The following is a 13,924-nucleotide window of genomic DNA, read 5'->3' on the forward strand; positions in this document are numbered from 1 at the left end:
AGGAAAACTTATGCTTCGGCACAGCTGTTTATTCATGTCAGATTCTAAACCATGTTATACTTTAGATACTTATTTTTAGGAGGAATTAAATGGCACTACTATTCTTTTTGTTTATCGCCCTACTAGGATTTGGTATATTAAAAATTAATAACCGCAGTATCCTCGGCGGTATCACTCTGGCTTCTGGCACCTTATTGTCATTAGTCACCTTACTATTTATCGGACTAGACAAAATTTATTTACATTTTAAGAATGGCGACCTCATTACCTTAGCCATTGCTTATCTATTAATTCCCGCTGTGTTTATCGGTATTTGCCTTTACTTTATTTTTAACTCACGTACGATGCAAACGAAAGAAGGCAAAAGTGTCACGGCTAAATTGTCGGCGGGCTTAGGGTTGAACTTATTAATTGCTTTACCAGCCTTTCTTTATTTATTATCGATTGGCACAATGCAAGTACCCTATGTCCTTTTTCTGTTCTTACTTTTTCTATTGTTAATGGATCTTTTGCTGACCTTTCTATTTGCTGCTTACGTCTTGTATTCATGGATGTACCAAATGATTCCTTTAAAAAAAGCGGTTGACTATATCATTGTTTTAGGCTCGGGAATTCGTAGCGAGGAAGTACCTCCACTTTTGAAGAGTCGATTAGATAAAGGGATTGAATATTATGAAAAAAATCCCACCGCTAAATTTGTAGTCAGCGGGGGTCAAGGTCCTGACGAACCTGTGGCCGAAGCTTTCGCAATGAAAAAATATTTACTTTCACAAAATATTCCTGCAGAAGCAATTTTGATGGAGGACCAATCCACAACCACTTATGAAAATATGTTGTTTTCTAAAGCAATAATTCAGGCAGATTGGCAAAAGATGCCGTCTGATTCTAAACAACCCTCTGTTATTTTTTCAACAAATAACTATCATGTCTTACGAGGAGCTATGTATGCCCATCGTGTCGGCTTAAAAGCTGAAGGTGTCGGGGCGCCAACTGCCTTATATTTTTTACCAACTGCTCTAATCCGAGAATACATTGCCTTACTGGTTCATGATAAGCGAATTGTGCTTTTTGTTTTTCTACTTGTCACTCTTCTTTTAGGAATCAGTATCTTACCCATCTAAAAAAATAGCGACTCACATTTTTGTGAGCCGCTGTTTTTATTCTTTTAATATAAAAAGGTTTAATGAACGTAATTGGCTATCAATGCAATCAGCCATAAATGAAGCGGATAGAATCCGTAAAATAAATATTTGAAAAATGGTGCTTTGCTCCCTCTCTCACCATTGTAAAGCGATATAAATGGTAACACAGTGATAAACATAAAATCAGAATTATAAGCTAACATTTCAATTGTCGTTGGCCAATCTCCCAACCATTGAAAACTTGTAACTAAGAAAAAGAGCGCTAATGCACCATATAAACAGTTCCGTAAGACAAGTCTCTTTCTGGCTAAATACGTAATCAACATAAAAGGTAACATCACAATGCCACCTTCAGCAAACATTGCTCCTATTCCTAAAATTGCTAATATACTAATCAATAAAACAATTTTTAAACTGATTTTTGGCATCTCTAGCATCGCTTTTGTCACAATTAACATACTGACACCAAGGGCTAAGGTGAAGAAAATATTGTTGTGAACAGCGACAGCTGGATTATTCACTAAATGATTTAGAAGCGTATTTCCAACAAACATGATTGCTGCCCAAATATACAAACGACCATTGTAGCGATAAACATTCCGTGTATAGTTGAAACCTTCTACAGCCATGTAACCAAAAAACACACCGACACAACGAGTAATTACATGAAAAATCAGTGCCCATTCTGGCGGAACAAAATAACTAATATGGTCAAGAACCATTAACCCCATCATCAATAACTTTAAGCGATTTGCGTTCATGAATCGTCTCCTTTATTTTTTCTACAGAAACTATCATATCTTTTTATATAACAGAAAACAACGAACATTCTTGTTAGATTCAACCATTCTTTTTGTCACTTTCGTTAAACTTGATACCGCAAAGATAAATCTTCGAATAAATAATGTTGGTATTTAAATTGTTCAAAATGAATTTTTCGAATTTCTTGCTTAATGGCTATTAAGCATTCATCGACCGTCATCAATGATTCTTCTTTCAGAAGCGCCTCTTCTATTAATAATTTGCATTGGCAATCAATCAATAAAAGTTGACTATAAAATGTGTAAAATGTTTCTTTATTTAATTTTTCAATCAAATTTTTAGCTTGATTCTGTAGCTTTTGATAACATTTGGTCAATTTTTGGTAATCCATTAAATCAACTAACTGACCTTGTTTTAACATGTTACTAAAGTCTAAATCCCAAAGCATTTCTTTAGTCGGCTGTTGCAATAAATAATACATGGAATGACTACTAATAATTTCAGTGGTCGGTTCTTCAATTGTTTCATAAAAAGTCACAAAATATTCTCGCTCAATCACAGTAATAATTTCTTCTTCTGAAAGCTCACAATCTTCTAAATTTTGATAGAATATCAATAATTTAATCCGCTCATCTATTTTATTCAGCGAAGCGACTAATTCAGGAAAAAGAACCGACTGACAATTTTCTACTAATTCTCTTGCCTTATTTTGTTCATTTTTATAAAAGTTGTATAACTTTTTCCGCTGTTTTAACGAGTTTAGTAAGTTATCGGGTATATTCCAGTAATATTGTTTCTTCATAGCATTCCCACTCTTCTTTTTTATGTACAATTTTACAAAATTGGTCTTAGCCAATTTCGTCTCTAGTTATTCTATCAAAAAAGTGACGCTTTTTTACTGACAATAATTACTCGTTTTACGCCCAAAAAGTGAAAATCTAGCTGTTAAGTAATTATTGGGGCTTGTTTCCCGAGGGCCGAAAAAATTTTTTCCTTTTAAAAGTCCAGAAAAAGACCTACACTAGAGATAGACAAACGTTGGAGGGATTTAAATGGATTTACACTTAACGAATAAATTAGCATTAATTACTGGTTCAACCAAAGGAATTGGCAAAGCAATTGCGATTGAAATGGCTCGTGAAGGGACCGATGTCATTATCAATGGTCGCAATGAAGCCGAAGTAATCAAAGTTGTTGAAGAAATACAAGCAATGTTTCCAGACACTCATCCTCAAGCAGGGACTGCCGATATTTCCATTGAAAGTCAACGAGCTACTTTGCTTGAAAAATTCCCTAAAGTCGACATTTTAGTGAACAATATGGGGATTTTTGAGCCAATGGAATACTGGGACATCGATGATGCCACTTGGGAAAAATTTTTTACTGTGAACGTGTTGTCAGGCAATGCATTAGCAAAAGCTTATCTACCTAAAATGCTTGCACAAGATTTTGGTCGCGTTATTTTCATCGCTAGCGAAGAAGCGGTGATGCCTTCTGGCGAAATGCCCCAATATAGCATGACAAAAACGATGAATCTTTCCTTAGCTAAAAGTTTATCCAACTTAACTGTCGGCACACATGTCACCGTTAACACGGTTATGCCTGGCTCAACCCTTACCGAAGGTGTAGAAAAAATGTTGGAAGATATGTACGCTGATTCAGACATTCCCAAAGAGGATTGGGAAAAAGATTTCATGAAAAATCATCGTTCTCGTTCACAAATCCAACGGCTCATTCGACCAGAAGAAATTGGTCGTTTTGTTACCTTTGTGGCCAGCCCAGATTCTTCTTCCTTCTCAGGAGAAGCCTTAAGAATCGATGGCGGCTTAGTTCCAACAATATTCTAAAATAAACAAAAAAGACAGCCAGCAAAAATTCACATTTTTTGCTGGCTGTCTTTTTAAGCATATTAATTGATTACTTACCAAAAGTAAGTTATATTTATCTCGAATTCGAAATAAAAAAGAGGTGAAACAATGAGCCAACAGCAAGAAGCTTTAAAAGCCTATATCGGTTTATTAAGAACCAGCCATCGACTAGAGCAACTTGCCAAGCAAGATGTCACTTGTTATGACTTAAACATTACAGAATTTTCAGTGTTAGAGCTGTTACTCCATAAAGGTCCTCAGACCATCCAAAAAATTAAGGAGAAAATTTTAATTGCTAGCAGTAGCACCACTTATGTTATTGACCAATTACATAAAAAAGGCTATGTAACGCGCACCCCCAGTGAAAAAGACCGACGCATTACTTACGTTGAATTAACAGAAGCTGGAAAAACATTAATTAAAGAAATTTTCCCGACGCATGCAAAGCGAATTGCAGAAGCATTTGAACAACTCTCTTCTGAAGAATTAACACTTCTTCAAAAAACTTTACGAAAAATAACAAATGAAACGAAATGAGGAAATAATGATGAAAAAAGAAGATCAATTATTAGGAATCCACCACGTTACAGCTATGACAAGTGATGCAGAAAAAAACTATCACTTCTTTACAGACGTTTTAGGGATGCGTTTAGTCAAAAAAACAGTGAATCAAGATGATATCTATACCTACCATACCTATTTTGCTGATGATTTGGGTACACCAGGTACAACCATGACCTTTTTCGATTTTCCCAATAACCCTAAAGGATTAAAAGGAACCAATACAATTTCAAGAACAGGGTTCCGGGTTCCTTCAGATGCAGCTTTGACTTATTATGAAAATCGCTTTAATGAATTTGCGGTCAAACACACAGGTATTTCTGAAGAATTTGGCAAAAAAGTCCTTCGCTTCTGGGATTTTGATGATCAAGCGTATCAATTAATCTCTGATGAATTAAATCAGGGCGTTGCAGCGGGCACCCCTTGGAAAAAAGGACCTGTTCCAACAGAATTTGCGATTTATGGCTTAGGACCTGTCGAAATAGCTATTTCCTATTTTCATGAATTCAAAGAAGTCTTTGAAGAAATTCTAGGCTTTCACGTAGTGGCACAAGAAGGCAATCGCTATTTACTAGAAGTTGGCCAAGGTGGCAATGGTGCCCAAGTCGTTTTGGTAGACGATGATACTAGCTCACAAGCGCAACAAGGATATGGTGAAGTACATCACGTTGCATTCCGCCTAGCGGATCGTAAATCACTTGGGACTTGGCAAGCGCTCTTTGATCATTTAGGCTTACAAAACTCTGGCTATGTCGATCGTTATTATTTTGAATCATTGTATGTTCGCATTGGGCATATTTTAGTCGAATTAGCCACCGATGAACCAGGGTTTATGGGGGATGAACCTTACGAAACATTAGGAGAAAAGTTATCTCTTGCACCATTTTTAGAAAACCGTCGTGAGTATATTGAGAGTGTTATCAAGCCGTTCAATACAAAACGAGCCTAAGGAGGAAAAAACATGCATTCAATTTTTAAAAAAGGACATCCTGAAGCACCTGTCTTTGTGCTACTTCACGGTACAGGTGGTGATGAAACATCTCTCCTGCCAATTGCTCAAGAACTAAATAAACAAGCTACTGTGCTAAGTATTCGTGGTGATGTTTCAGAAAATGGAATGAATCGTTATTTTAAGCGCCTAGCGGAAGGTCATTATGACTTAGAAGATCTAGAAAAACGCGGCGAGGCGCTTCATAAGTTTATTCAACAAGCCGCTAACGAGCATCAATTTTCATTGGATAAAATTATTTTTATTGGCTATTCAAATGGGGCCAATATCGCTATTCAATTATTGCTTACTCATCCCGATAGTTACCATCAAGCTGTCCTCTATCATCCCATGTTTCCTGTTGAATTGACCAATCAACCAGACTTGACCGACACCTCTGTTTTATTATCTCTAGGAGAGCATGACCCGATTGTCCCACTTCCTGAGAGTATGCGTGTGATTCAATTATTTCAGAATCATGGAGCAACCGTACAAGAGGTTTGGACACAAAGTCATCAATTAACCTATCAAGAAATTAAGGAAACACAAACTTGGTTGGCACATCTGTCCTCTTAACAAAAAAGTGGGTCCTAAGTCGAAATGACTTAGGACCCACTTTTTCTATTTTAAGATAATTCACTGTCTGATCTTCTTTTTATTCTGCCATTTGAACAACTATTTTACCAACTGCATGGTGCGTTTCACTGAGTGCATGTGCATCATAAATCCCTTGTCTAGAAAAAGGGAAAACTTCACCAATAATTGATTTCACTTTTCCAGCTGCCATCAAATCAGCAATTTTTTGTAATTGTTCTCCATTTGGTTGAAGCCAAATACTTTCAGCAGAAATATTTTTTTCGGCTGCCAATTGTTTATCTTCAATGCCCACAATTGAAACAAGACGACCTGTGTTTGGTTTTAAGACGTCAAAACTATTTTTTTGAACCTCACCACCCATTGTATCAAAAACCAAATCAACATCAGTTAATACCTCTGCAAAATTCGTTGTATGATAATCAATCACTTCATCTGCACCAATTTTTTTCAGTAAGGCATGATTTTTTGCGCTAGCGGTCGTGATGACATGTGCGCCCGCTTCTTTTGCTAGTTGAATCGCATAAGTACCGACCCCACCTGCACCCGCATGAATTAAAACAGTTTCTCCTTCTTTAAGGTGACCATGATCAAACAATGCTTGCCAAGCGGTTAAACCAGCCAACGGAACGGCAGCCGCTTCTTCAAAGCTAATTGTTTCAGGGATTTTTGCTAATAAATAATCATCCACAATCGTTACTTCTGCATAGGTACCAAAACGAGTAGTTTCAGGACGAGCAAAAACTTTATCGCCAACTTGCCAATCCGTTACTTGACTCCCCACCTCTGTAATCACACCAGCGACATCCCAACCAAGAATAATCGGAAAGGACCAATCAAACATCTGTTTTAAATATCCTTCACGCAATTTCCAATCAATCGGATTAATTGATGTCGCGTATTCTTTTACCAACACTTGATGTTCCGATAATTCTGGCAGTGTTACTTCTGCTTCTTCAAGTACCTCTTTACTTCCGTACTGATTAATCATAACAGCTTTCATAAACCAACTTCCTCTCATTTGTTTCATTTTTCACACTTTTAGTATACGCCTATTGCCTTCTTTTTATATAAGAATATGCTTTAGTTAAATTGAGAGAAAGTAGCTGTTTTTAGTCTATTATTCATAACGTAAAGATTCAATTGGATCTAATTTTGCTGCTCTTCGAGCTGGTAAAGTTCCTGCTAAAAAAGCAATAAACATAATAACTAAGATAATCGTTAGTGAAGATGGCAATGAAAATTGAATTAATTTAAATCCTGTTAAAGCCTTTAAAAAAGAATCCGTTGCCAAACGATTAACTAAATTTCCAACCCCAACAGCTCCTAAAATGCCTAATATTGAGCCAAAAAAGCCAATTAAAGCCGCCTCAACACTAAAAATTGTAAAGACTTTCCCATTGCTAAGACCCATGGCTTTCATTAAACCAATTTCTCGCGTTCTTTCTTGGACAGACATATACAGCGTGTTAATAATGCCAAAGCTTGCAGCTAACAAGGCAATTGCACCAAACATGGTTAAAACACCAGTGATTGCATTGATTATATTACGAATCATGCCAATTTCATCTTCGACAGTAGTCGCTAAATAGCCAGCTTTGTCTAAATCTTTTTTGATGTCCTTAATCTGCTCTGGCGTGCTGTCTTTTTTAACTTCAGCAATAATCATCGCGTATTGATTTTTTAAATGTTCTGGAAGATCTGCTTGATTGATTGAGACAACTTTATCAATCAATGCTTTATTCATCAGCGAGAGCCCATTTTGAATGACACTGGCATTTCTAACGCCAACAATTTTTGCTTCAATAACTTGCTCTTGTCCTTTCAAGGAACTTGAGATACCTAATTGAACTGTTTCCCCCACGGCAGCTTTACTAGATGTATAGCCGAGCGCTTTTACATATTCTGGTGACAAATTAATTTCGAAGTCCTGGCTCGTTTGCGAAACTTTACGGCCAGCCGCTAAATCAATGGTCATCTCATCTAGCGCAGAAGTAGCTGAAAATACATATTTATGCTTATCTGATCCTTTTATATAATCGATAGCAACGGATTTCATTGGTTCCACTGATGTAACATCCGAGATTTTTTTAATCTTCTCAATATCTTTTTCAGCAAGCATACTTTGTTGTTGAATCGTACTGATTTTTTTCTCTGGATTATATTTACTTGGTTCTGTTCCGTTACCAACATTCATCTCCATTTTTGGCTGAATAAATAGCTGATTTGCACCACCGACACTACCGACTTGTTTGTCAATATAATCATTTACACCAATATTGACTCCTGTAGTTAAAGCTATGGTAAATGCTCCAATAAAGATTGCAATAATGGTCAATACGGTTCGACCTTTATTACGCATTAAATTGGTACTAGCTGATTTTAAAATATCTCTAAATTTCATTTACTCATCTCCTCCTACAATCAAGCCGTCTCGAACATGAACTTGCCGATCACAACGTGCTGCTAAGTCTGGATCATGTGTCACAATAATTAAGGTAATTCCTTTATTTTTATTTAAATCAAATAATAATTCTTCAATTTTCTTCCCAGTGGCAGAATCTAAATTCCCTGTAGGTTCGTCCGCAAAAATAATTTGCGGATTATTAACTAAAGCACGCGCTATGCATACCCGTTGTTTTTGACCACCAGATAAATTATTCGCTTTGTTTTGAACTTTATCTTCCAAACCGACTGCTTTTAACGCATCTAAAGCCATCTTTTTCCTTTTGCTACCGGAAATTCCACCAATTTTTAATGGTAAAAGAACATTATTTAAAACTGTATCCTTGGCATTCATAAAGAATTGTTGAAAAACAAAACCAAATTCTTCATTTCTCGTTTTATTCAGCACTTTCTTTCTAATACTAGTAACATTTTTACCATTTAAATAAATATCTCCTGAAGTTGGTTGATCTAACAATGCCAAAATGTGCATAAATGTTGATTTCCCAGAGCCACTTTTACCAATTATGGCCACAGATTCACCTTTTTCAACTTTTAAATCAACACCTTTTAACGCATCAAATTTTGTTTCGTTCTTTCCATAACTTTTTTTAATATTTTTTGCTTCAATTACCGCCATGTTACCCCTCCATTTTTCATTCTTTGTCGTTTACTTATTTACAAAGTTTTTTACTCTTTTCATACTCCTTTCTTCTCTTTCTATTTTGACGGAAGCCCTTTCCTTTGTCATGGTACTTCCGATGTATCTCTTAATTAAAACAATAAGAACATGTTCCAAATTCACCTCATTGAACATGTTCTTATTAATTAGTTATGCATTTACGCGTTTAATTTCACGATGTTTATTCAATAAATAGGCCAAACCAAGATTAATGCCAACAAAGCAACTGATTGTCAGAAGAAGTGGCAGGACAGTAAAACCAGTGGATTGATAACCCACCATTGTTTGCAAGACGTGGAGCATTCTCAGGCGCATTGGTGCCCCCCCTAATTGTGCAATCGTGCCCAGTAAAATAGGAATCATTAATAACAGCAATAAAACAATGAGTTTTTTTACGCCATCTATCCGATCATTAAAGACACCTGCTAACAAACCAAGTGAGCCGCTAAGCATTAGTAAGATAAAAAAGAGCAACCACGACATGAAAAAGTTTCCTTGCGCATAGACATCAATTAATTTCATTGATAATTGAAAATGAGAAATGAAATTGCCGCTAAATACTTTAATCAGTACAAGTACAGCCAAGGATCCAACCAAAGATAAAATAGCATTACTTACAAAATTCACCAAAAAAATCGTCCAGCGGGAAAGCCCGTTTTGAATAAACAGTTTAAAATCTGTGTTTACCCCTAAAAATGATAGTATCCCCATAAAAACCAGACAAGGAATTACTGCATCAGAGCTGACAGTATTTACGTCGTTAGAAAAGAGCAAGCCAATAAGAGGAAAAAGAATGCCGAACAAAGCATAAAAGCCAAAATAAATTGCTAAAGAACGGACTTGATAAATAACACGATACTGCAAAGCTGTTTTAAATTTCATTTTACTTTTCCTTCTTTCTATTGGTTAATTGCACAAAATATGTTTGTAAATTTAGCGGCGCAATTTGAACCTCTGCTTTTTCAGTCGGCAAGTCGCCGTACACGTAAGCCGTAACTGCCCCACCTAAAGTGTCCATGCCTAAGATTTCCAATGACTGAGTATAGCGCTCTACTTGTTCTTTCGGCCCAGAAACAATGCGACCGTTTTTCAAAATTGTTTCAATAGATTCTGCGCGAATCAATTTTCCTTGATCAATGATGATAATATCTTCTAATAAATTCGCAATTTCTTCAATCAAATGGGTGGAAATCACAAACGTACGGGGACGTTCTTGGTATGTCTCAATTAAATAAGTATAAAATAATTCCCGATGATTGGCGTCTAAACCTAAGACTGGCTCATCTAAAAAAATATACTCACAGGGGACGGATAGCGCCACTATTAGTTTAGCAATACTCCGATAACCAGTTGATAATTTTTTGAATGTCTTTTTACTATCTAAACCAAAATCGCTTAACATTTGTTCGGCTAAAGACCAGTCAAAGGATCCATAAAAACCCTCAGTCGTTTTAAAAATATCTTTAATTTTTAACTGAGGAGGAAACAAATTATCTTCACTCATTAAGTAAATATGAGTCAAAGCAGCCTCATTATCGGTCACTGTTTCTCCCGCCAATTGAACGGAACCTGAAGTGGCAAAACTTCGATTATTTATGATATTTAATAACGTACTTTTACCAGCCCCGTTTCTGCCTAAGAGCCCATAAATCGTTTCTTTTTCAAAAGTAATTGAAATATTATCTAGTGCTTGTTTTTGATGATATTTTTTACTTACTGATTCCACCCGCAAACTCATGCGTCATACCCTCTTTCAATTAGTTGTTTTAATTGTTCAGCTGTAATCCCTAATTTTTTAGCTTCTGCGACAACTTCTAAGACTTCTTTATTTAAAAATTCTTCTTTCCGTGCACTTCTTACTCTCTCTTGAGCGCCTGGTAAAACAAACATGCCAATCCCCCGTTTCTTTTCAATCAACTGTCGTTCTACTAATAAATTCATTCCTTTTAAAACGGTGGCTGGATTGATTTGATAACTTTTTGATATTTCTGTGGTTGAGGGAATTTGTTCGCCTTCTAAGTAAGCGCCATTAAAAATTCCTTCGGCAATCTGATCGGCTACTTGCTGAAATAAAGGCTTTTCCCCCGAAAAATTAAATTCCATTTTTACACCTCGCTTAAACGGTTAACTACTTATGTAACTAACTATATATCCTAGAAATTCTTTTGTCAATAAAAAAACCATTGTTTCCAAAGAAATTTTTCTTTGAAAACAATGGCTATACTTTTGAGTTTATTGAATGGTTTCGTTCTTATAGGGTTCCATTGTATAACAATTCATCGGTTGTTTCGTTGACAATTTTTAAGCGATTTTGTTTTTTTATCAAAATACTTTTATAGGTCGTTCCTGTAGCCTTTTCTTCCATCACAAGAATGCGTTTATACTCATTATCAGTGACTTTCTTAATCGTTGTTTGATTTAAGGACGGGATTTTTTCTTTTAGCGTTTTTTCTTCCGCCAGACCTTTTAAGATTTCTGATTCTGTAGTGGAACTTGTGGATTTACTAGAATCGCTTGATACACCTTCGTTATTAGACGCACTTTCAGATGACTTGCGACTTGATTCGGTTACTTTAGGCTGTGATGATTCACTGGTATTAGTTGAATTCATTTGAGTTTGGGTTTGATTCCCACATGCACCAATTAGCAACCCAACGCCTAAGATAGAACTTGCTAAAATTGTTTTTCTAATCATTTGCATGACCTCCTACATCTATCATTACTTTAACCTTAACATTTTTCAGCTAAGAGAACAATTTTTCAGATTAGAAAAGACCACTAGTCGTTATTTAAATAAACGAACTAGTGGTCTTACTTATTTAGGAATGATCTTCATATGAGTGAGTGGGTAATAAACAAATTGTGCTTTCCCTAAGATTTGATCTGCATGTATTGCACCAAAAGAACGGCTGTCTTTGGACATACGGCGATTATCACCAAGCACAAAATAGCTATCTTTAGGTAATTTTTCTTGCATTAACAATTCTTTTGAATCAAAATTCGTAGTGTAAGGCATCGTTTCATGATCTTTTTTTCTGTTTTTAGTTAAATACGGTTCAGCGATTGGCTGATTATTGACATATAATTGATCGTTTTCGTAACGCACAGCTTCTCCTGGTAAACCAATCACACGTTTAATCAGAATCGATCCTGTGTCTGTTTTAAAGACCACCACATCAAACCGTTTAATGGCGGAGAATTTTTCCATCACAATCATATCTCCTTGATTCAAGGTTTTTTGCATAGAATGGCCATCCACCCGAACAGGAATCAGGAAAAATCCTCTTAAAATAAAAACGGCTACGATTGCTGGTACTAAAATTTTCAGAAAGTACATTAAATACCCAACATAATCACGTTTCTTCTTCAACTTCGTGCCACCTTTTTCTAGTTTTTTTGAATTTCTTTGACTGCTGTATCGTAAGCAGCGTCATTTTCAAGAATTAATTTACCTAAAGTGGCTTCAATTTTTGTGGCTGTTTCATTGTCGATTTCTCCAGTTACAGGCAAGCCATTTTTCTGTTGAAGATCGCTAACCGCTGCTTTTGTTTCTGCGGTGTAGTTTGCATTGTTTTCATCAACAGGATACGCTAATACAGCTAAAATAGCATTTAAGTTCTGAATATCTTCAGATTGATCTCCTTCTTTTAGCGTTTTATCGCGAGGAATCAATTTTAAATAGGCATACTCGGGGTAATCAGCTTTGATGGTTGGTTCAATTCCTTTTTCGTTGATCCATTCGCCTTTTGGTGTTAACCATTTTAAAACAGTCAATTTTATTTCGGTTTGGTCATTTAAATCTTTCACCGTTTGGACCGTTCCTTTGCCAAATGTTTTCGTTCCAATTAATGGGACATTCGCAGATTCATGCAGTGCTGCAGCAAAAATTTCGGATGCACTGGCACTATTGCCATCAATGATAACTGCAACAGGTTCTTTTACTTTAAAGCCGCCGTCTAATTCTTTGGAAGCAACTTCTTTCATCGTACGTCCTTTTTTGTCTTCAAATTGAACAATTGTTTCGCCATTTTTTAAAAACATACTGGCCATTCGCTCTGCTTGATCTAGCAGTCCACCAGGATTTTGGCGTACATCAATTACAAAGGATTTAGCTCCTTTGTCACGTAAATTCGTGATTGTTTCTTTCAATTCTTGATATGTTTTTTTACCAAAGGACGTAATTTTAATCGAGCCAATTTGTGCATCATTTTTGTCTAACTCACCAGTCACTGTTTTAACGGGAATTTTCCCACGTTTGATTGAGATATTTTTAGTTTCTCCCTCTCTTTGGATAGTCAATTCAACGGAAGTTCCTTTTTTACCTCGGACTTTTGAGACGACTTCTGCTAGTTTCATCCCTTTTGTAGCTGTACCATCAACCTTTTCAATAATATCGCCTTCTTTGATTCCCGCTTTTTCAGCTGGGGAATCTGCTACAGGGGCCTCTGCTACAACTGGTTCGCCATCTTTCATTGTCATAGTGGCACCAATTCCTTCAAAATCACCAGATAAGCTTTCGTTTAAATCATTGGCAGCAGATTCATTTAGATAAGTTGAGTATGGGTCTCCAATGGCTTCAGACATGCCTTTTAAGGCGCCTTCAACTAATTCATTTTTATCTACTTCACCTACATAATTGGTACTAATTTCATTATATAAATCCTGCACTTTGCTTAAATCAGCATTGGTAATTGCCCCTTCTTGACTCATCTTTTTAACACGATGATCAAAATAAATATAACTACTTCCTCCAGCTAAAAATGCGACACAGAGGAGCGAAATAATATATTGATAAAAAGGAACAGTTCGTTTGTTCTTCATAGATTTCATCTCATTTCTAACAAATTCGTCACTACTTTTGTTTACTATAACATGAATGAAA

General features: G+C 36.0%; 16 protein-coding genes. 5 read left to right on the plus strand and 11 right to left on the minus strand.

Features of this window, described 5'->3' with window-relative positions; all coding sequences use genetic code 11:
• Window positions 1–89: 89 nt before the first annotated feature.
• A complete protein-coding gene (locus IGL36_RS06920; RefSeq protein WP_002398315.1) occupies window positions 90–1,121 on the plus strand; it encodes a YdcF family protein in 1,032 nt (343 codons plus the stop codon).
• A gap of 59 nt (window positions 1,122–1,180) precedes the next feature.
• On the opposite strand, the gene IGL36_RS06925 is transcribed toward IGL36_RS06920, so the two are convergent.
• Window positions 1,181–1,903, minus strand: a complete 723-nt coding sequence (locus tag IGL36_RS06925; RefSeq protein WP_002357468.1) for a TraX family protein — start codon at window positions 1,901–1,903, stop codon at window positions 1,181–1,183.
• A gap of 104 nt (window positions 1,904–2,007) precedes the next feature.
• On the minus strand, window positions 2,008–2,760 hold the full coding sequence (locus IGL36_RS06930; protein WP_002385886.1) for a DUF7006 family protein: 753 nt from the start codon (window positions 2,758–2,760) through the stop codon (window positions 2,008–2,010).
• 196 nt (window positions 2,761–2,956) lie between these two features.
• On the opposite strand from IGL36_RS06930, the gene IGL36_RS06935 reads away from it, so the two are divergent.
• The 4 genes from IGL36_RS06935 to IGL36_RS06950 all read left to right on the plus strand — a co-directional run bounded on the left by IGL36_RS06935 (window position 2,957) and on the right by IGL36_RS06950 (window position 5,897).
• Window positions 2,957–3,751: an SDR family NAD(P)-dependent oxidoreductase gene (locus tag IGL36_RS06935; protein ID WP_002398316.1), complete on the plus strand. Its 795-nt coding sequence runs from the start codon at window positions 2,957–2,959 to the stop codon at window positions 3,749–3,751.
• Between the two features lie 129 nt (window positions 3,752–3,880).
• Entirely contained in the window at window positions 3,881–4,309 is a 429-nt protein-coding gene (locus IGL36_RS06940) for a MarR family winged helix-turn-helix transcriptional regulator (protein WP_002398317.1), read from the plus strand.
• Between the two features lie 10 nt (window positions 4,310–4,319).
• Window positions 4,320–5,282: a ring-cleaving dioxygenase gene (locus tag IGL36_RS06945; protein WP_002381868.1), complete on the plus strand. Its 963-nt coding sequence runs from the start codon at window positions 4,320–4,322 to the stop codon at window positions 5,280–5,282.
• 12 nt (window positions 5,283–5,294) lie between these two features.
• Window positions 5,295–5,897 carry an alpha/beta hydrolase gene (locus tag IGL36_RS06950; RefSeq protein WP_002361880.1) on the plus strand — a complete coding sequence of 201 codons (603 nt, stop codon included), beginning with the start codon at window positions 5,295–5,297 and terminating at the stop codon, window positions 5,895–5,897.
• A gap of 79 nt (window positions 5,898–5,976) precedes the next feature.
• Here IGL36_RS06950 and IGL36_RS06955 read toward each other — a convergent pair whose 3' ends face one another.
• The 9 genes from IGL36_RS06955 to IGL36_RS06995 form a co-directional block, all read right to left on the minus strand.
• Window positions 5,977–6,945, minus strand: a complete 969-nt coding sequence (locus tag IGL36_RS06955; RefSeq protein WP_002398318.1) for an NADP-dependent oxidoreductase — start codon at window positions 6,943–6,945, stop codon at window positions 5,977–5,979.
• A 90-nt stretch (window positions 6,946–7,035) separates the two neighbouring features.
• Window positions 7,036–8,319, minus strand: a complete 1,284-nt coding sequence (locus IGL36_RS06960; RefSeq protein ID WP_002398320.1) for an ABC transporter permease — start codon at window positions 8,317–8,319, stop codon at window positions 7,036–7,038.
• The gene (locus tag IGL36_RS06965) at window positions 8,320–9,000 is read right to left on the minus strand and encodes an ABC transporter ATP-binding protein (RefSeq protein WP_002357457.1); all 681 of its coding nucleotides are present in this window, start codon (window positions 8,998–9,000) and stop codon (window positions 8,320–8,322) included. It abuts the gene before it with no gap.
• Window positions 9,001–9,192: 192 nt separating this feature from the next.
• The gene (locus tag IGL36_RS06970) at window positions 9,193–9,924 is read right to left on the minus strand and encodes a hypothetical protein (RefSeq protein WP_002398322.1); all 732 of its coding nucleotides are present in this window, start codon (window positions 9,922–9,924) and stop codon (window positions 9,193–9,195) included.
• 1 nt (window position 9,925) lies between these two features.
• Window positions 9,926–10,780, minus strand: a complete 855-nt coding sequence (locus IGL36_RS06975; RefSeq protein WP_002398323.1) for an ATP-binding cassette domain-containing protein — start codon at window positions 10,778–10,780, stop codon at window positions 9,926–9,928.
• The gene (locus tag IGL36_RS06980; RefSeq protein ID WP_002357453.1) at window positions 10,777–11,145 is read right to left on the minus strand and encodes a GntR family transcriptional regulator; all 369 of its coding nucleotides are present in this window, start codon (window positions 11,143–11,145) and stop codon (window positions 10,777–10,779) included. Before IGL36_RS06980 ends, IGL36_RS06975 begins: the two co-directional genes overlap by 4 nt.
• 148 nt (window positions 11,146–11,293) lie before the next feature.
• Window positions 11,294–11,743: a hypothetical protein gene (locus IGL36_RS06985; protein ID WP_002357452.1), complete on the minus strand. Its 450-nt coding sequence runs from the start codon at window positions 11,741–11,743 to the stop codon at window positions 11,294–11,296.
• A gap of 114 nt (window positions 11,744–11,857) precedes the next feature.
• Window positions 11,858–12,412: a signal peptidase I gene (lepB, locus tag IGL36_RS06990; RefSeq protein WP_002382369.1), complete on the minus strand. Its 555-nt coding sequence runs from the start codon at window positions 12,410–12,412 to the stop codon at window positions 11,858–11,860.
• A gap of 17 nt (window positions 12,413–12,429) precedes the next feature.
• Window positions 12,430–13,872, minus strand: a complete 1,443-nt coding sequence (locus IGL36_RS06995; protein ID WP_002369330.1) for a S41 family peptidase — start codon at window positions 13,870–13,872, stop codon at window positions 12,430–12,432.
• Window positions 13,873–13,924 lie beyond the last annotated feature (52 nt).

Source organism: Enterococcus sp. AZ011 (assembly GCF_050548355.1).
Classification (GTDB): Bacteria; Bacillota; Bacilli; order Lactobacillales; family Enterococcaceae; genus Enterococcus; species Enterococcus faecalis.